The 18,834-nt window shown below is 64.6% G+C and carries 12 protein-coding genes; 9 read left to right on the top strand and 3 right to left on the bottom strand.

What is annotated here, in order from left to right; translation table 11 throughout:
• Positions 1–68: 68 nt before the first annotated feature.
• Positions 69–2,576 carry a hypothetical protein gene (locus GE027_RS03945; protein ID WP_153555883.1) on the bottom strand — a complete coding sequence of 836 codons (2,508 nt, stop codon included), beginning with the start codon at positions 2,574–2,576 and terminating at the stop codon, positions 69–71.
• Between the two features lie 432 nt (positions 2,577–3,008).
• Between GE027_RS03945 and mnmG the strand changes: the two genes are divergently transcribed.
• From mnmG to GE027_RS03920, 5 genes are all read left to right on the top strand, one after another.
• Positions 3,009–4,838: a tRNA uridine-5-carboxymethylaminomethyl(34) synthesis enzyme MnmG gene (gene mnmG / locus GE027_RS03940; protein WP_153555882.1), complete on the top strand. Its 1,830-nt coding sequence runs from the start codon at positions 3,009–3,011 to the stop codon at positions 4,836–4,838.
• A 317-nt stretch (positions 4,839–5,155) separates the two neighbouring features.
• Complete coding sequence (locus GE027_RS03935) at positions 5,156–5,743, top strand: response regulator (RefSeq protein WP_202617321.1); 588 nt, start codon at positions 5,156–5,158, stop codon at positions 5,741–5,743.
• 335 nt (positions 5,744–6,078) lie between these two features.
• On the top strand, positions 6,079–7,374 hold the full coding sequence (locus GE027_RS03930; RefSeq protein ID WP_162006566.1) for a sensor histidine kinase: 1,296 nt from the start codon (positions 6,079–6,081) through the stop codon (positions 7,372–7,374).
• Positions 7,371–9,056, top strand: a complete 1,686-nt coding sequence (locus GE027_RS03925) for a Na+/H+ antiporter NhaC family protein (RefSeq protein WP_153555879.1) — start codon at positions 7,371–7,373, stop codon at positions 9,054–9,056. The genes GE027_RS03930 and GE027_RS03925 overlap by 4 nt, the downstream gene beginning before the upstream one ends.
• The gene (locus tag GE027_RS03920) at positions 9,053–11,542 is read left to right on the top strand and encodes a hypothetical protein (protein WP_153555878.1); all 2,490 of its coding nucleotides are present in this window, start codon (positions 9,053–9,055) and stop codon (positions 11,540–11,542) included. Before GE027_RS03925 ends, GE027_RS03920 begins: the two co-directional genes overlap by 4 nt.
• Before the next feature lie 84 nt (positions 11,543–11,626).
• Here the strand turns inward: GE027_RS03920 and GE027_RS22785 are convergent, their stop codons facing one another.
• Complete coding sequence (locus tag GE027_RS22785) at positions 11,627–11,767, bottom strand: hypothetical protein (protein ID WP_162006565.1); 141 nt, start codon at positions 11,765–11,767, stop codon at positions 11,627–11,629.
• Between the two features lie 238 nt (positions 11,768–12,005).
• On the opposite strand from GE027_RS22785, the gene GE027_RS03915 reads away from it, so the two are divergent.
• Together GE027_RS03915 and GE027_RS03910 are read left to right on the top strand one after the other, a co-directional pair.
• Positions 12,006–12,812: an alpha/beta fold hydrolase gene (locus GE027_RS03915; protein ID WP_153555877.1), complete on the top strand. Its 807-nt coding sequence runs from the start codon at positions 12,006–12,008 to the stop codon at positions 12,810–12,812.
• Positions 12,813–12,865: 53 nt separating this feature from the next.
• Positions 12,866–15,142: an efflux RND transporter permease subunit gene (locus GE027_RS03910; protein WP_162006564.1), complete on the top strand. Its 2,277-nt coding sequence runs from the start codon at positions 12,866–12,868 to the stop codon at positions 15,140–15,142.
• A 628-nt stretch (positions 15,143–15,770) separates the two neighbouring features.
• Here GE027_RS03910 and GE027_RS03905 read toward each other — a convergent pair.
• Positions 15,771–17,015 (bottom strand): serine hydrolase domain-containing protein, encoded by a 1,245-nt coding sequence (locus GE027_RS03905; RefSeq protein ID WP_153555875.1) that lies wholly within the window; start codon positions 17,013–17,015, stop codon positions 15,771–15,773.
• A 205-nt stretch (positions 17,016–17,220) separates the two neighbouring features.
• Between GE027_RS03905 and GE027_RS03900 the strand changes: the two genes are divergently transcribed.
• Positions 17,221–18,099, top strand: coding sequence for a DUF1571 domain-containing protein (locus tag GE027_RS03900; protein ID WP_153555874.1), 879 nt, complete (start codon positions 17,221–17,223; stop codon positions 18,097–18,099).
• Between the two features lie 183 nt (positions 18,100–18,282).
• Positions 18,283–18,804: a hypothetical protein gene (locus tag GE027_RS03895; RefSeq protein WP_153555873.1), complete on the top strand. Its 522-nt coding sequence runs from the start codon at positions 18,283–18,285 to the stop codon at positions 18,802–18,804.
• The last annotated feature ends 30 nt before the right edge of the window (positions 18,805–18,834 follow it).

Below are 18,834 nucleotides of genomic sequence, written 5' to 3'. Positions count from 1 at the left end.
GCGCGTAGGAACCGTGGGCTAGCGCCCTGCGGCTGATGGTGGTGACCGTGGGCTAGCGCCCAAACGGCTCACTTGAACCGGCCTCGGGGGGCGGCGGCGGTCTCGTCTCGCACGGGCTGGAAGGCGCGGATGCGGGCTCGCGGCGCCAGGCCTTCCACGGCGATCGGACGGTCCAGGGTGTAACGGCCGATGTTGTCCGCTCGGTCGCTGGCCTCGATCCGCAGGTAGATCTTGGACGGCAACTGAGGGTCGGCGGGCCAGGCATAGAAGCCGTCGTTGCTCAGCCCCGTGGCGATCGTCGTCCAAGGGCCCTCGGGACGCTCGGCGAATTTCAGCGTGATCGGCCGGCTGGCGAGGTTGTCGTGCGGGTCTTCGCATTCGTACTGAATCAACAGTTTGCCCGTGTCGTCGTTTTCGCCGTAGCGAGCCCCGGTGATCCGGACCTGCGGTTCGGTGGTGTCGATCAAGACATAAATGTCGGCGTTCTCGCCGGCTTTGGGCCGGGGACTGGCCAGACCGTTCTCGGCGACCACGACGATGCGGAAGCCGTAAACGCCATCGCCAGCGGTAATGATGTCGAAGGGGCTCTGGCCGTCGGGGTCGACGTCCCAGTAGTCCCAGCTTTGGCCGCCGTCCTTGGTCGCCCACAGCTCCACCTTGTCGACGCCCTGGCGGCCGACCGCTTCCAGCTCGTACTCCAAGCTGAAGGTCCGCGAGTCGCTCTGCCGCACGGCCGCGCCCGTCGCGGCCAACTGCTGCATCGAGACCCGGTAGGAACTGTCCAGCCGCGGCCGAGCGGCGGAATTTGAAGCGGAATCGCGAGCCGAATCAACTCGCCGGTTCTGTTCGCCGGCCCCGTTCTGCTCGATCCGTAGGTTCTGCTCGATCCGTAGGTTCTGTTCGAGCGCCTCGTTCGAACCGGCCGTCGTCGTGGTGGCCAGCGTGTCGGGTACCGCGGCCGGGGCCGGCAGTTGTTCGACCGAGGAAACCGATTTCGCCGGACGCGACACGGTTCGGCTGGAGGTTCCCGAGCGGCCCGCTGTGGTTGCCGAGCGGTTCGCTGTGGTTCCCGGGCGGGCGGCCGAGTCGTTCACGCTGGACTCGTCCAACGGGATCGGGCGCAGTGCGTCCTCGGGGCGGCGAACGGCGTCATCGGCGCGAGCAGAAACGTCATCGGCGCGAGCAGAAGCGTCGGCGGGGCGAGCAGAAGCGTCGGCGGGGCGTGGTTGGAGCTGGGGCTTCGCAGCGGCTGGCCCGGCCGGGGACTCCGCAGCGTCCGCTCGGGCACCGGTCGCCGGCGTCAGTTGAAAGTCCTCGCCGAACCCGCGATCCAGGCCTCGCATCGGAGTGCGGGGCGTGGCATCGGCGACGTACGCCGAAGCGGGGGCGTCAGCTGGATTGGCGCCGGGCGCAGCCGGGGTGGGGGCGGGACGCCGGTCTGCCATGGTCGGCTGCGAGCGATTCTCCGTCCGAGCGGGGGCGGTTTGCGGCGGCGTCGGCTGTTGGCCTGCCGGGGTTCCGCCAGCGGCCAGCGCGTGGCCGGCAAAGGTCGGGGCCGGGGTTCCGCCAGCGACTCCGCCGGCGGCCTGACGATCACCGGGGGCGGGCCGAGCGGCAGGGCTGGCGGCCACCGGATTGAAGGGCTGGCTGAGCAGGTCGCTCTGGGGCGGGCGGCCGGTCAGCGGTCCGGAAGCCGTGCGGTGAGCCGCCATCGCTTCGAGGGCCGCCGGATTGGCGTACATCGGCGGGGCGTCGTTGGGCGGTGGGGGCGGCGGCAGCAGCGGCGAACTGGCCAGCTGGGTCGGTGGCTTCTGAGTGGCCATGCGTGGTTTTTCGACCTGTCGCGACAGCACCGTCTGGTTGCCCGCGCGGTCGCGAACGATCAAGCGGACATAGACGTGTCGCCAGTCCGCTTGGGGAGCCCACACGATGCGACCCTCGGCCGAACCGTCCTGTTGGCGAAAGATGGGCTGCGAGGCGGATTCCACCGGAATCCACTGACGCACCGCGTCGGACATGTATTCGATCCGCAGGCTTTCGGCCATCGGAGCCAGGTCGCGGATGCGATAATCCACAATCACCTGGCCGCCCGCATCGGCATCGACGCGGGCCTCCAGATCGGGGTTGACCGTGTCGACGGTCACGCGCAACTGCGGCTGGACCGGACCGGCGGGATGGGCCACGCCGGAGCTGTCGATCGTGCGGGTGGCGAACCAGTAATCCCCGTCGGCCGGTGCGGAGAACGGAAAGTTGCGGCTGGTGGCCGGTTGCCGAGCGGCCAGTTCCCAGTGAGCCCCGGCGTCGCGCGATAGGTACAGGTGGACTTCCTGGGGCTGGGATCCGGTCGCCGCCACGCTGAACGGGATCTCGAACTGGCTCATGTTCAGGTAGATGCCCGCCGGCGCCTGGGCCGCCGCGGTTGCCGAGCCTGCCGGGCCTAGAGCCTGGTTCACCGAAGGCTGACTCACCGATGCATGGGCGGCCGCGGTGTGACCATAGCCGGGACCCTGCGCCAGGGCGGCGGCGGGCACCGTGACCGAGGTCGCTGCCAGGATCGCTCGAAGATGTTTTCGCATGATTCGGGCCAATGCCTCCACCGCGAGGTTCTCTGACGGAGATGAACGGGATGATCGATCGAGCGGCCGCGTCGGTCGTCCCCGGCGCAATGATCCCAGGACCATCCGCCGTTCTTCTGGTTAGGTTCGGCTGGGCGGATTGTCCGGCTTGAGCAAAACCACCCACCGGCCAGGAAAGGCCCCGTGAGAACCACCCAAGCGACGGGGCGTGTGGCATAGGCTTCCAGCCTGTGAACAGTGGCATAGGCTTCCAGCCTGTGGGCGAGTTAGTGCCATCGGCTTCCAGCCTGTGATTCGGTCTTCACCGACTGGAAGCCTATGCCACAGGGGGGCTTGGTCCCGAGGGTTTTTTGCAGTTGGACTTTCCCCACAGCGAAAAGGGCGCATATTCAGAGGCACCAAAGCCTATGTCCTTAGCGAGGAAAATCCTGCATGCCTGAAACGGTGTACCCCTACGACGTGATTGTGATCGGAGCCGGCCATGCAGGCACCGAAGCGGCTGCCGCGGCGGCCCGGATGGGGGCTCACACGGCCCTGCTGACCACGACCCTGGACACCGTCGGGCAGATGAGCTGCAATCCGGCCATCGGGGGTGTGGCCAAAGGACAGATCGTCCGCGAGGTCGATGCGCTGGGCGGATTGATGGGCCGAGCGATCGATGCCACGGGCGTCCAGTTCCGGTTGCTGAACCGCCGCAAGGGGCCGGCGATGCACAGCCCTCGGGCCCAGGCGGACAAGAAGGCCTATCAGAACGAAATCAAGTGGCAGGTCGAGGACCAACCCAACCTCGACCTCCGTCAGGAAACGGTCGAAAGCTTGTGGACCGAGGGCGAAGAAGAGAATCGCGTGGTCCGCGGAGTGCAGGTTCGCGGCGGAGCCACCTATCAGGCACCGTGCGTGATCCTGACCACCGGCACGTTCCTGCAAGCGGTGATGCATACCGGCGAAGCAAAGACCGCCGGCGGCCGAGCCGGCGAGGGCACCACGGCCGGGCTGAGCGGTGCTCTGCGCGAGCTGGGCTTTGAGATCGAACGCTTTAAGACCGGCACGCCGCCCCGGCTGAGCGGCCGCACGATCGATTGGGCCCAGACCGAACGGCAACCCGGCGACGAGCAACCGCAACCGTTCTCCTTCCTGACCGATCGCCTGACGCAGTCCCAGCTGGACTGCTACATCACCTATACCAACGATCGGGTCCACGGCATCATTCGCGACAACCTGCACCGGGCGCCGATGTACAGCGGCCAGATCGATTCGCGTGGTCCCCGCTACTGCCCTTCGATCGAAGACAAAGTCGTGCGGTTTGCCGACAAGAACCAGCACCAATTGTTTCTCGAACCCGAAGGCCGCCAAACCCACGAGGTGTACGTCAACGGGATCTCGACCAGCTTGCCCCGCGATGTCCAGGACCAGATCCTGCGGTTGGTTCCGGGGCTGGAAAACGCCCAGGTGATGCGCTATGGCTACGCGGTCGAGTACGATTTCTGCCCACCGACGCAACTGTGGCCGCACCTGGAAACCAAACGGGTGCGCGGCTTGTTTCTGGCCGGACAGATCAACGGCACGACCGGCTACGAAGAAGCCGCCGGGCAGGGCTTGATCGCCGGGGCGAACGCGGCCCTGCGCTGCGCGGGCAAGGAACCCTACGTGCCGGAGCGCGACGAAGCCTACATCGGCGTCCTGGTCGACGACCTGGTGACCGCCGGCACCGACGAGCCCTACCGGATGTTTACCAGTCGGGCCGAGTACCGCTTGCTGCTGCGGCAGGACAACGCCGATCGGCGCTTGACCCGGCGCGGCCACGAGGTCGGTCTGGTCGACGCGGCTCGCCTGGCACGGCTGGAGGAGAAAGAGCAGCAGATGCAGCGGGCGGTGGAGATCCTGCAGGCGGCCCGCATCGAAGCCGCCCCGGCCGATCGCTATCTCAAGCGGCCCGAGGTCGGCTGGGAAGAGATGACACAGCGGATTCCCGAGCTGGCCGCAGTCCCCGCCGAAGCGGCCCAGCAGGTCGAGTACGACATCAAGTACGCCGGCTACATCGGCCGGCAGCAGCAGGAGGTTTCCAAACAGCAGCGGTTGGCGGCGCGGCGAATCCCCCCGGCGTTCGATTATCACGGCATCACCCCGCTGCGCAACGAAGCCAAGCAGAAGCTCAGCGAGATCCAGCCGCTGACCCTCGCTCAGGCTCGCCGGATCAGCGGGATCACGCCGGCGGACATCGCCCTGGTGATGGCCCACCTGGATGGCAAGCGATCCTCGTAAGGTGGGCGAACTAGGGCAGCTCCGCAGACCGCCTGTCTTTGTCTAAAATCCGCCACGTTTTCTCCTGCTTTCGTTCGTAAGTGATTGCGGCGCAAGGGCTTGCGCCGGATATTTCGATCTTGACCCGAGGGGGGCGTCGGGTATAATTCCGCAGGTTTGGTAAATTTGGGAAGCAAGGCAGGAGCGGGAATTCTTGCTGCTTGCGGTTTCGGCGCAGTTTGCCCATGAATTGGGGTAGTGCGGAGAAACGGAGATTTGCTAAACGAGGTCTGATTTTAGGGACAAGCACGCCGCGAGCAGGGAGGATGATTTCTGCCATGACCACCAAAACGGTGTTTACGACGGGCGAAGCAGCGAAGATTTGCAAGGTCAGCCAGCAAACGATTATTCGCTGTTTTGACAACGGTTCATTGAGGGGCTTCCGCGTACCGGGCAGCAAATTCCGGCGGATTCCGCGGGATCATTTGTTTTCCTTTATGAAGGAAAACGGGATCCCCACCGATGCGCTGGAAAGCGGAAAGAAGAAGGTTTTGGTCGTCGACGACGATCAGGATCTGGTGGATTTGATCTGTGATGGTTTCAAGCGAGACGGAAACTTCGAGATCCGCACCGCCAACAACGGCTTCGATGCCGGGATGCAGGTTCGCGAGTTCCGTCCGGACCTGGTGGTCCTGGACGTGATGCTGCCGGACATCAACGGTAAAGAGGTTTGCCAGCGGGTGCGCAGCGACAGCGCCCTGGACATGGTCAAGATCCTCTGCATCTCGGGGATGGTCGAACAGGACAAGGTCGAGGAATTGAAGGTAGCCGGCGCGAACGATTTCATGCAGAAGCCGTTTGCGATCGACGACCTGGTCAACCGCGCCTGCGAACTGGTCGATCTGGAACGCAACGTTTCCAGCTGACCAGCCCGGAAAGAAAGCAGCTCGGCTGTCCCAGCCGAGAAAGAAAGCAGCTCGGCTGTCCCAGCCGAGCTAAGCACGTCGGCATGAATCTTTCGGTGAAACCCCGCGACAACACCCTCCCGCGCAGCGGGAGGGTCGGGCTCTTAGGCCCGGGGAGGGCCCTACGAAAACCCTCTCCGGGCCTAAGAGCCCGACTCTCCCAGAGGGAGAGGAAAGCCGAATTAAATGTTGCGACGTGCTACTATTGGGGCGGGCTGCCGTGCTCGTTTCACAGGCTGGAAGCCTATGCCACTTGGCCCCTGTGTTCGACAGCGAGAAGGATCCCGTCGAGTTCGATGAGTTTGTTGCCCTGCTTGCGGTGGTCCCGAAGCCGATGGTGGTTGCCGCTGGAGAAGTCCACGGCCGACCTCTTGGCCGACGTGCTGCTCGATGCCGCTGAGACCGCCGCGGAGCGACATCGCGGTGCGCTGCGCGAGCGACTCCGCGCCGATCCGGCGCTGTTGATCTATGCGGTGCTGCGCGGTGCCGAAGGCGGACGACGCCCTCCGGACGTGGTGTCCGTGCCCCGGTTGGCCGATCGTCTGCTGCGCCGTCTGCCGCAGTGGTTGGGTGAAGCCGATCGCCAGCTGCACACGCCCGGCGTCGATGCAGGGCACCGAAGGCGTTGGCAGGAATTGGCGAGGCGAGCTTTACAGTTGCCGCTGGAAGATCGGCTGTTGACGGCGCCACAGTGGTTGCGGGTGCTGGGGCCGCCGGTGCCGCCATCGTGGCAGTCGTATTGGCCTCGCCTGCGTGATCCAGAGGAGACGCGTGATCCAGACGAGGCGCGTGATCCAGACGAGATGTGGGCGGAAGCCGAAACCCAGCCACTCGAGTACGCCGCGCCGACACTCTCGCTGCATCGCCTGGCCGGATTGGTCCGCCGAGAACGTAGCCTGCGCGAGCGTTTTGATGCACGCTTGGCCCGCGAGAAGCTCGCGTCGCTGAAACAGTTCGCTTATGGCCTGACGCACGAGATCAACAATCCGCTGGCCAACATCGTCACCCGCAGCCAACAGTTGCAGGCCGACGAATCCGATCCCCAGCGAGTCGAATCGCTGGAGCGTGTGGTGGCCCAGGCGATGCGTGCCCACAGCATGCTCTCGGACGTGATGTTCTTCGCCCATCCGCCTCGGCCTCGACCCGTCAAACTGGACCTGCAAGCCTTGGTTGCGGACGTGGTCGCGCAGGCGCAGGCCGAAGCGGAGCGGGTGCGGATCGATTTGCATGTTGCCGCTGGCGACGCATTGTTCTGTCATGCTGACCCGGCCCTGCTGCACGACGCGGTCGCGGCCCTGGTGCGAAACGCGCTCGAAGCGGTCGGCAGCGATGGCCGCATCGTGGCTCGCTGCGCGGCCGAGGGCAACCGGTTGACGGTGGAAGTCGCCGACAGCGGACCGGGGGTCAGCGAGGAAGCGCGGCGACACGCCTTCGATCCTTATTACAGCGGGCGCGAAGCCGGACGCGGTCTGGGGTTGGGACTGTGCCGGGTGTACCGCGTGGCTTCTCTGCATCAGGGCGGGGCCGAACTCGGCGGCGGCTTGGCCGGTTGTGTTGCTCGGTTCTGGATCCACCGCGGTGATCTGTTGTGACCAACGCTGAACCCGTCGATTTTGGATTGCTCAGTCTGTTGCCATCGGCGGTGGCGATCATTCTGGCAATTGTCTCGCGGCGGGTGATCGCTTCTTTGGGACTGGCCATCGTCGTCGGAGCCGGACTGTTGGCGGCCGGCTTGCCCCTGGCCGAGAACGAAGCGTCGCGGCCGGTGGTTCTGCGGGCGATTCTGAAGCTGGTGGTCCCTCTGTACGAAGCCGTTCGCGACACCGCCCATGCGCAGGTGTTGGCGTTCACCCTGCTGTTCGGGGCGATGATCGGGGTGCTGGAAGCCAGCCATGCGATGCAGTCGTTGATGCAGCGGTTAACGCGGCGGGCGGCGGGGCGCCGCGGCGGTCAGACATTGGTCGCCGCCCTGGGGCTGGGCGTGTTCTTCGACGACTATGCCAACACGCTGTTGCTGGGCGGAACGATGCGCCGCGTCTGCGACCGCTTGCGGATCTCCCGAGCCAAACTGGCGTACTTGGTCGATTCGACCGCCGCACCGGTGGCCGGCGTCGCGGTCGTCAGCACCTGGGTGGCCACCGAGGTGAGTCTGATCGGCGAGGGGCTGCCGGCCGATTCGGCGGTCAGCGGCTTTCAGCTGTTCTTGCATTCGATCGTTTATCGTTTTTATCCGTTGTTCGCCTTGGTCTTGGTGGTGTTGATCGCCCGCACCGGCCGTGACTTTGGGCCCATGCGGACGGCCGAACGACGGGCTTGGTTGGGCGAAGCGAACGATGGCGATCGCGATGGAGAGAGCACGGTCTTCGCCGACACGGTCGACGCGTCGCAGGGCGGCGGTTGGTTGTGGTTGGCGGCCGTGCTGCCGGTTCTGGCCTGCGTGCTGACGGTCGCCGGCGTGTTGTGGATCACCGGGGCAGCGGTCGTCGCCGGCCAAGACGATGCGCCGGCCGGTGGACTGCGACGCTGGGGCGAGGTGCTGGGCAACGCGAATTCCTACTTGGCCTTGATCGCGGGCGGTGCGGTCGGGTGGACGCTGGCGATCGCGGCCACGTGGATCACCCGCCCGCGGCGCAGCACGGCCCGGCGAATCGCCGTGGGGTCGTTGGCCGGAATGTGGCAGCTGGCCCCGGCGATGGTCGTGCTGTGGTTGGCTTGGACGTTGTCGGCGATGACCGGGGACGAGCAATTGAATACGGGCGGGTTTTTGGGCGAGGTGTTAAGCGACCGGTTGCCGGCGGCGCTGCTGCCCACGACGGTGTTCCTAGTATCGGGATTGGTCGCTTTTTCCACCGGTACCAGTTGGGGCACGATGGCACTGCTGACACCGCTGGCCGTCCAGTTGGCTCTCCAGCTGTCCGGCGCCGGGCCGCTGGACCCCTTGGTCGTGACGACCACCGGCAGCGTGTTGGCCGGCTCCATCTTCGGCGACCACTGTTCGCCGATCTCCGACACCACGGTGCTCTCGAGCCGAGCCTGCGGATGCGATCACGTGGAGCACGTTCGCACGCAGATGCCCTACGCCCTGTCGGCGGCCGCCGTGGCGGTTGCCCTGGGGACGGTGCCCGCGGCCCTGGGCGTTTCACCCTGGATCAGTTTGCTGGCCGGCGCGGTGGTGCTGTACGGGATCGTCCGCCTCTGCGGACGCCCGGTGGAGGAGGCGACAGACATCGTGGCTCTGGAAGGTGGCGAACGTGTGGAGAGTAACGCGCCATGAACGCGACGTCGCCGCCGCCCTGGTGGAAAGCTTGGCAGCGAGTCGTGCCGCTATTGATCGAGAGCGGCGTCAGCGGCAAACGCGCTCCTAAACTCGATCCGTTGCTGGGCCGTTTGCGCGACGCCGGTTGGCAGTGCGAGAGCCTGTTTCAGTGGCAACCGACCAAGGCTCAGGCCAACGCCCTCAAGCGAGCTCAGAGTGAACGCTCGAAAGTGCTCGATCCGTCCTTTGCTAAACCCGATAGCGCCTACCATCGCACCCGCCGCCTGCTGCGTGAAGCTTCGATTCCCGACGCGTTGATGACCGCCTTTGACGCCAACATTTCGCATCTGGAACCGGTCGAACAACGCGAAGCGCTAAAGGCCAAGCAAAAGAAAGAGAAAGCGGCGAGAGAAAGCAAGGCGAAGTCGCGGGCCAAGACGAAGAAGCGAAGCAAAAAAGAGCAACCAACAGGACCGACGTCACAGGACAGCGCCCGTGCCAAGGCGACGAGTCGTCCCAAGCCGTCGCCGAAACTGACGCGAGCTCGCCGGGCCCAACAGCGGCTGGAACGAGCCCGGCTGGAAATGCCCAGCGCCACCGACTGGGGACGCGATAGTTCGGAGCTGCTGATCTGTATCGACGAAACCTGGCCGCTGACCGGCGGCCCCGGCAAGGCGGCCGAGAAAGAGAACTCGCCGCAAAGCAGTGAAGGGGTGATCGCGGGAGTGGTTTGGCAGGGGGCCGCACCCGACTTCGACGTCTTGCCGGCCGCTCGCGATCATCGTTACGCCTCGCCGCAAGCCTACGAGATCCTCGAACAATTGTTTCGTTGCCGGCGGGCCATGCCCTTCATCATGCCGATCCGGCTGGACGATCGCCACGGCCAAGCCAGCCAGCACTACGACGATCTGCTGCAGGCCAGCATCCAGATCGTGCTGGGTTGGTTGTTGCCGGTCGATGGCGAGCCGGCTCAGCTGCGGATCTGGATGGATCATGATTCGCGCCATCCGCACGGCTTTGACCAGACCGATTTCTATCGCGGTCTGCTCCGCGGCCATCAACGCTTTGCACGCTACGACATCCGCGAGGTGGCCTGGTACGACCTGGACCGCATCGACAGCTACATCGCTTACGCCGATCAACTGGCCTATCTGGCTCGAGAGAGTACCAAGGCCAACCGCGAACTCGGCCAGGTCGCCAAGTACAAACAGCTGCCGGGCTACGTGCCGCTGTCGATGCTGTTGGTCCAGCGGCTGAAGCGGCTGGAGCACCTGGAGGAGAACGGCGACGTCGAGAACTTTTTGGATCTAGCGGTCGAGCTGCGTCAGACGCGGATCGGAGAACTGTTGGTCGAGGACGTGCGGCGGCGGTTGGTCGATCGCCACGACCTGCAGCTGCGGTTGCTGGAGACGCTCGATCGCCGCTACCAACATCCCGGTCGCGATCTCCGCAAACTGGAAAAAGCCGTCGACGTGACGCGCCGCGTCGTGTCGATCCCCAGACACAAACAGGGCATTCGCGCGCGCCTGTTGGCCACGGCCGTGCAGTTTCAAAGCGCCAATTACGATGGCGATCCACACCGCGTCGCATTGGTTGCCAGCGAGTACCAGGCGATCCGCCGGCAAGCCCTCGAAGACGTGCCCGAACTGGCCATCGAATGCGACGTGCACTTGGCCGGCGTGTGGGCCGAACATCTGGAGTTTGAACGGGCCGCGGCGATCGCGCGGCGGTGGATCGATGAAGAGCGTTTCGGGTACCTGCCGCGGTTTTTGCGAGCCAAGGTCTGGACCAGTCTGGGACGTTTTCAAGCGGCCAATGAAAACCACCGCCAAGCGGACCTGGCGTTGGAGGAAGCGGTCGCGTTGGTCGAAGCCGCCCAGCAAGCGCTGCCCAGTCTCGTGGGCTGGCGCGAGATTCCCGCAACCTATCGGGCGCACAACGCCATCGACGCCCGCTGCGACCAGTGGTATCAGCGATTGGTCGACGCGCTGGGCGATCCGGAAATTCTGGTCGATCAACTGCTGGCCAACCAACGACCCAAGCACCACCGTTATCGGCATCGCTTGTTGCTACATGCGATGGCGGCCTTCGGGCGAAGCGAACCCCTCCGGCCGCTGACCCGGCGCTACCTCGATGCCCGCGCCGAATGGGCGATGTACGAGGGCGAACCGTGGCCGGACATCGGGCTGTACCGCGCCTACGTGCTGTGGCAGGACAAGGAGCCGCAGGCCGCGTCGCGATGGTTCGATCGGGCGCTGCTGGCCTTGGCCAGTCGCCGCTGCGAGGCGACGCTGCAGTTGTTCCTGGCCTGCATCGCGGCGACCGCGTACAGTTGTTTCGACGACCAACACTTCTACGAGGAAGCGCAGGAAGCGATTCTCGCGGCCGAACCGAAACTGCCCGCCGCCGAACCCCTGGTCCGCCAGCTCAAGCTGGCCATCAGCCGTCCCGACGCCGCCCGCGTACCGGCCTTGATGAGCCGGTTGAAGTTCCACTACCTGTGAGCGGTGAGTGCGAGCTTTCTTTCACGTGATGCTTGCATTCTTCCATCTGGTGCGCGAATGCTGTCACCTTATGCTTGCAATCTTTCATTGCCCCGAGCGGGCGGTTGGCAAGGGCGGCCCTGGCCAAGTTTCCTGTTCAAAGCCGTCGATCGGCAGAATCCGGACAATCCGTGGCAGCGTTTCAAAGCGTCCGCCGGCGGTGGGGTAGCGGGGGGGAGATCTCATTTCACCTTGATTTAACTTGCCAACGCCCAACAATAAAACCCATGCTTGGTGGCGCGAGTTGCTTTGGGCGCGCCGGCGGGGACTGTGGCAAGCCTTGTCTCGCCGTGCGGTAAAGAAACAATGGCCGCAGCCCGCCGCGAAGGCGGAGCGAGAGAACGAATGCGTTATGATGGGGCCCGGCGGACTGTAGGGGATCGCGAGTGAGCCTCTTCCACGATATCACGAAAGTGTACGATAGATGCTTAGAATCAAGGCCGCGAAACAGCCCAGGCAATGTTGCCCGATCGATCTGAGTCAGGTGGTCGATTTGGGCGAAGGGCCCGAAACGATCCTCTTCCTGCACGGATTGTTCGGGACGCCCGAACACTGGCTGGACGTGATGGAAACCCTCTCGGACCGCTACCGCGTGGTGGCCCCGCAGTTGCCGATCGACCCCCAGCCCGGCCGTCGACACCACGGCATGCAGACGATCGGCGACCTGAGCCAGGCGGTCGAGCAGTTGGTCGACCAGCTGGAACTCGACCAGGTCGTCCTGTGCGGCAATTCCCTGGGAGGCTTGGTCGCGATCGATCTGTGCGTCAAGCATCCGGAGATGGCCAGCGGGTTGGTGTTGGCCGGCAGTGCGGGCCTGTTCGAACGCAGCCCGATCCGGGGCCTGCGAGCGAAACCGACGCGGAGCTTCGTGCGGAGCACCATCGAGGGCATTTTGTACGACGAGTCGATCGTCAGCGACGCCTTGGTCGACCACTGGCACGCCGCTCTGTCGGACCGCGACTACGTCCGTTTCCTGCTGCGGGTTTCGCGGGCGACGCGAGATCGTACGGTCGAGGACGAGTTGAGTCAGTTGCAGTTGCCGACGTTGATCATCTGGGGCCGCAACGACGAGATCACTCCGCCGTCGACCGGTGAGGAGTTCCAGCGGCGGATTGCCGGATCGCGACTGGCCTTTATCGAAGAGTGCGGGCACGCGCCCAACTGGGAACGTCCGGATGCGTTTGCCGAGCAGCTGCAAGCGTTCTTGCCGGAGTGTTTCGCGACCGCATGAGCACGCCCGGCAGCAGGACGCCAGGTTCTCGAACCACCTCCGCAAAATGGACTTTGGCGGTCTTACTACTCGCTGCGCCCCTGGTGGTCTGGGGAGCCCTGTTGGCGCTGCGGAGCACGTCGAACGATCCCCGCCAGTGGTTGCCGCGAGATTTCGCCGAAACCGATCGCTATGACTGGTTTCTCGAACAGTTCGGCAGCGACGAAATCGCCGTGGTCAGCTGGCCCGGCTGTACGCTGGAGGATCCGCGGCTGGAGGCGATGGCCTCGGGCCTGAGAGCCTCGCCGTGGTTCGAACGCGTGCGCTCCGGTCCCGCCGTCATCGAGCGATTGATGCAACCGCCGCTGGAGCTGAGCGAGCGGGCGGCCGCGCGGCGCCTGCGAGGCGTGTTGGTCGGCCCCGACGCTCAGACGACGTGCCTGGTGTTGTCGACGTCCGAACCCGGCAAGAGCGATCGCGTGCAAACGGTCGATGCCATCTTCGAACAAGCCCAGCAGGTGCCGGGGCTGGACGCCGAATCGCTGCGGCTGGGCGGACCCACGGTCGACGCCGCGGCGATCGACCGCGAGAGCCGGCGGTTGTTGTTTCAGCTGGCCGGCGTCTCGGGATTGCTCTCCTTCATCATCGCCACGATCCGGCTACGCTCGGTGGCGATGGCGGTGATCGTGTTGGCCGTGGCCGGTTACAGCACGCTGTTGTCGCTGGCCATTTTGGCCTTTACCGGCGGCACGATGAATCTGTTGATGACGATGCTGCCGCCGTTGGTTTATGTATTGAGCATTTCCTCGGCGGTCCATCTGGCCAATTACTACCGCGATGCGCTCGAGCACGCTTCGCCGGCCGCCGCCCTTGGCCAAGCGTTGCGGCACGGTTGGTTGCCCTGTGCGTTGGCCGCTCTGACGACCGGCATCGGGCTGGCTTCGCTGGTCCTCAGCAAGATCGACCCGATCCGCACCTTCGGCATCTATTCCGCCTCGGGGATCGTGGCCGGGGTGGCGGTTCTGTTTGTGCTGATGCCCGCGGCGCTGACCGTGTTCCGTGTGCGGCCGGCGGGAAAACGCTCTGCGACAGGCGAAACACCGGCTGGCAAAACCGCCGCAGGCGAGAACGCGACGGACAAAACACAGGCCGATCAAGACGCGGCGGAGCTGGCTTGGGCCCACGGTGGAGCGACGGCGGTGACCACACGGGACTTTGGCGAGCGGGTGATCGATTTCATCATCCGCCGTCACGGGTGGGTGTTGGTCGTGTGCTTGACGATCATGGCCCTGGGAGCGGTCGGCTTGCCCCGTGTGAAATCGACGGTACGGCTGCAGGACCGCTTCTTGCCCGGTAGTCCCGCGATTCAGGACTACCGCTGGTTGGAAGAGAACATCGGCCCGATGGTGCCGCTGGAGGTGGTGGTCCACATCGATCGCGACAGCGACCAGTCGCTGGTCGAGCAGCTTCGCACGGTCGCCCGGGTACAGGGCCGCATCCAGGCGATGGACGATTCGGTCGCCACGATGTCGGCGATCAATTTCTCGCCGTCCCTGCCGCGTCGTGGCGGGGTGGCCGATGTGGCGCGGCGGCAGATGATCAACCGCCCGGAGACGCTGGAGCGATTGCGCGAGACGGGCTACGTGACCGACACCGACGAGCAACGGTTGTGGCGGATCACGGTGCGCGCCCCGGCGATCGGCGAGTTGGACTACGGCCTGTTTGCCGAACGGCTGCGGGGCGAGATCGATCCGATATTGGCCGCTGCGGAGGCCAGCGGCACCTACACCGGCGTGATCCCGTTGATCTACAAAGCCCAGCGGCAGCTGTTGCAGGACCTGTTCCGCAGCTTCCTGGCGGCCTTCGGCGTGATCGCCGTGGTCTTGGTCGTGGTCCTTCGCAGCGTCTGGGCCGCGGCTCTGGCGATGATTCCGAATCTGTTTCCCGCGGTGGTCGTCTTCGGGGGTCTGGAGTGGGTGGACATCCCGATCCAGATCGGCTCGGTGATGACGGCCAGTGCGGCGTTGGGCATCGCGGTCGACGACACGGTGCACTTCCTGACCTGGTTCCGCCGCGGGATCGGCGAGGGCCGCTCACGGCTGGCGTCGCTGCGGCTGGCGTTTCACCGCTGTGCCGGCGCGATGCTGCACACGACGCTGATCTGCTGTGGCGGTTTGTTGGTCTTTGCGGCCAGCTCGTTCGTGCCGATCCTGCACTTTGCCTGGTTGATGGTCGCCCTGTTGTTGGCCGCCATCATCGGCGACCTGGCGCTGCTGCCGGCGATCCTCGCCGGCCCGCTGGGCCGAAGATTCGAACGCCGACGCCGGCAAGATAAGTCGCCAACACCGTAGCTGAAGTCGACAGACTTTGGTTGTTGGTTGTTGGTTGTTGGTTGTTGGTTGTTGGTTGTTGGTTGTTGGTTGTTGGTTGTTGGTTGTTGGTTGTTGGTTGAGTGGCGAGTGGCGAGTGGTGAGTGGCGAGTGGTGAGTGGTGAGTTTGGATCGTACGCAGATACCAAATCTTCTGACTCCGGCGGAATCTATGTATGAGAAGAATCGTTTTCTCCCCTCTCCCCCGCGGCGCCGCGAGCGTCAGCGAGTGAAGCCGTGGTGGGAGAGGGGCCGGGGGTGAGGGGGCTCGGGTGCAACGGAATGCTTGTTTGCGTACGCCTTTCCGATTCCCGCACCGCATCGAGACGCGGAAGTGGTGGTGCTGCTCTGCTGGTCCCCCTCACCCCCAACCCCTCTCCCCCGAAGCCTGACTCGCTTAGGCTCGCCAGGCTTCGGGGGAGAGGGGAGTAAAAGATTCTATTCGTACATAGATTCCGCCGGAGTCAGCAAATCTCAGATCTCAGATCTCACCCTCCAAACTCTGGCGAGTTCGGCTACGACTAATCTCTCCAAACTCTGGTGAGTTTGGCTACCGGGGGATTTCACAGGCTGGAAGCCTATGCCACTGGAAGCCTGTGCCACTGGTGGCCTATGCCACGGCGGCGATGCGCTTTGGGGCGGCGGCGCCGAGACAGCGGTAGCAGGCTTCGCGGACGGCCCGCTCGCGGGGATCGTCGAACAGCCGGAAACCCATCTTGTTGGTGACGAAGGCAAAGGCCAATTCCTGCTGGGGGTCGGCCATCCCGAACGAACCGCCGGCTCCGGGGCAACCATAGGCCGTGGCATCGCTGCCAAAGGGAAAGCCGTCGCTGGGGCGTGAGAAACCCAGGTGATAGCAGGTGGGAATTTTGAGGATGGCGTCTTCGAGGCCGCTGCCGGGCAGCGTGGAGGGGGCGTGCAGGACGGTTCGGGTGGCGGGGCCCAGACCCAGTTCGGCGCCGCCGCGGACCAGGCAGTCGTACACGCGCGCGATTCCCAGGGCCGTGCCGAAGCCGCCTGCCGAGGGGATTTCGACGTGGCGGAACGGCGAATCGGCCAGATGCGCCGGATTGTTCAGCGGCAGCGTGCGGATCGAGCGGGCCACCAAGGACCGAGGCCAGGCGCCGGCCAGCACCATCCGCGGCGGCAGCTCGTGCAGGTGAGCCAGCATGGCCACCCGGTGAAAACCTTCGATCCGGCTCAGCCGCGACTCGTCGACGTCCTGGGGCAAACCGATCAGAAAATCCGCCGCCAACGGTTCCGCGATCTCGTCGCGAAAAAACTCGCCCACCGAGCGACCGGCCGGGTCGGTTCGCCGCAGCAGTTCGCTCTGATACCAGCCCAGCGTCACGGTGTGGTAGCCGTGGCGTTCGCCGGGCGTCCAGTGCGGTCGCTGGTCGGCCAACCGCACGGCCAGCCGCTGCGGGTCCGCCAGGATGGCCGCATCCAGCTGCCGATCCAGGCCGATCAAACCGGCTTGATGGGCCAACAATTGCCGCACCGTGATGGCGTGTTTGCCGCCTCGAGCGAACTCCGGCCAGTAATCGGCCACCGGCGCATCGAGCTGGAACAGGCCTCGGTCCAGGGCGACCACCATGGCGGCGGCGGCCATGCCTTTGGTGACCGAAAAGGTCAACGTCAGCGTCTCGGGCGTCCAGGGAACGCGGCGTTCGATGTCCTGGTAGCCGCCCCACAGATCGACCACTTTGCGGCCGCGATGGTAGACCGCACAGGCGGCGCCCTGGGGACCACCGCGACGAAAATTCTCTTCAAACGCGGTGCGAACCGCTTCGAAACCAGGGGCAACCGTCCCGCCGATCGGCGGGGCGGACGTGTCGTGGTTGGGAAGAATCATCGCAGGGTCGCTCCGGTCGTAGCGGGAACAGGCGTCGCAGGAACCGCCCTTCGACAGCGAGTGTGATACGCACTAACAGCTCTGCACCGATCGTGGCAACCCATCGTTTTTCTCCGCAGATTCACATGGTGTTGAAGTCAAGGTTTTTGCTAACGTCCGCTCGCCTCACTTAGAGGTTTCACCGTGACAGCTGGAGGAATGGACCATGCCTGCCAAGATTCACCCAACCGTTCGTCTCGTTGTGCTCGTCTTTGGGGTGGCGATACCGCTGGCCACGGCGGCCCAGGCTCCCACGCCCCAGTTGGTCGAACCGGTGGCCCGCACGACGATGCTGAATCGCGTGCCCGAGCCGAAAACCAAATCGCATCCGTTGGATCCGGCCCTGGCCATGGCCCAGGCCAGCCTCCAGCACATCCAAAACAACGTGCATGGCTACACGGCCCTGTTCGTCAAGCGTTGCCGGGTCGACGGGGTGTTGCCGCCCCTGCAGTACGCCCAGGTCAAGGTCCGCAATCGCAAAACGGATGCCAATGGGGACCTGAAAACGCCGCTGAGCGTGTATCTGAAGTTTCTCAAACCGTCCGACGTCCGGGGCCGCGAAGTGATCTGGGTCGAGGGTGAGAACGAAGGCAAAATGATCGTGCACGAGTCGGGGTTGAAAGGCATGATCAACGTCCACCTCGATCCCCACGGCTACCTGGCCATGCGAGGCCAACGCTATCCGATCACCGAAATCGGCATCGAAAACCTGGTCGAGAAGTTGATCGAAACCGGCAATCGCCACCGCCGCTACGAAGAATGCCAGGTCCAGTTCTACCGCGACGCCCGCATCGGTGACGTCGAGTGCACGATGTTGGAAGTGGTGCATCCCGAGCGCCGCGAGCATTTCGATTTCCACCGCGCCCGCGTCTACTTCGACAAGCAACACAACCTACCGATCCGCTACGAGTCCTATTCCTGGCCCGAGCAGCCCGGCGGCCAGCCCGTGTTGGAAGAGGAGTACTCCTACGTCCGGCTGAAGGTCAATCCAGGCCTGGGCGACCCGGATTTCGATATTTCCAATCCCGAATACGATTTCCGTTGAGCGAAAAAAAACGGTGATGTCAACGAGACGAATGACCGAAAACAGAAGCGGGAGGCCGTTTCGGGGAGTAACCGGGTCTCCCGTTCGGGCTAGCTGAAGCCGAAGGCGGTCGACTAGGGCAACTCGAGAAGTAATTCCGTACTTCCTTCTCTGTATATCTCGGTGGGGCATTCAATGCGTCGGATGACGATTGCGTTGTGGCTAGGAATCGCGTTGGCAAGCTTCCAGCCCGCCAATGCCCAGACTGCGGCTTCGCTGGAATTCTGCACGACCGTTCAGGCCTCGCTGGGGCTGCTGTGCCCCAACGGTCCGATTTACTTGATCCACGACGGGACGGCCGGTGTTAAACCGTTTGCGCCGCAAACCTTCAACGTCTTGTGCAACGACGCCGATGGGGCGACGGTCGTTTTCAAAACCTTGACCGGTTTCGTTCACAACGTGTTGCCGGTCAGTACCCGCGACGTGCATTTGGCCCTGGCCATCCGTTCGTCCGACGCCGCGGCCAACTGGACCGTCGACACGCCCAGCGACCAGTCCGACATCAGTTTGGTGGTCCCGGATCTGACGGCTCAGGTCGAGGCCAGCTCCAGCGGCCCGGGCAACGCCGAACTGGAACTGACCGTATCGTTTGATTCTGGGAATGCGGGCACGCTGATTCCCGGTACCTACTGCACGACGGTCTACGGCACGATCACGGCCAATTAGGCCGCTTCGATGATCGTGACCGGATGGACC

The sequence above is a fragment of the Roseimaritima sediminicola genome, assembly GCF_009618275.1.
GTDB lineage: Bacteria > Planctomycetota > Planctomycetia > Pirellulales > Pirellulaceae > Roseimaritima > Roseimaritima sediminicola.
The sequence above is the reverse complement of the archived record's forward strand: the minus strand, read 5'-3'. Positions and strand labels throughout refer to the sequence as shown.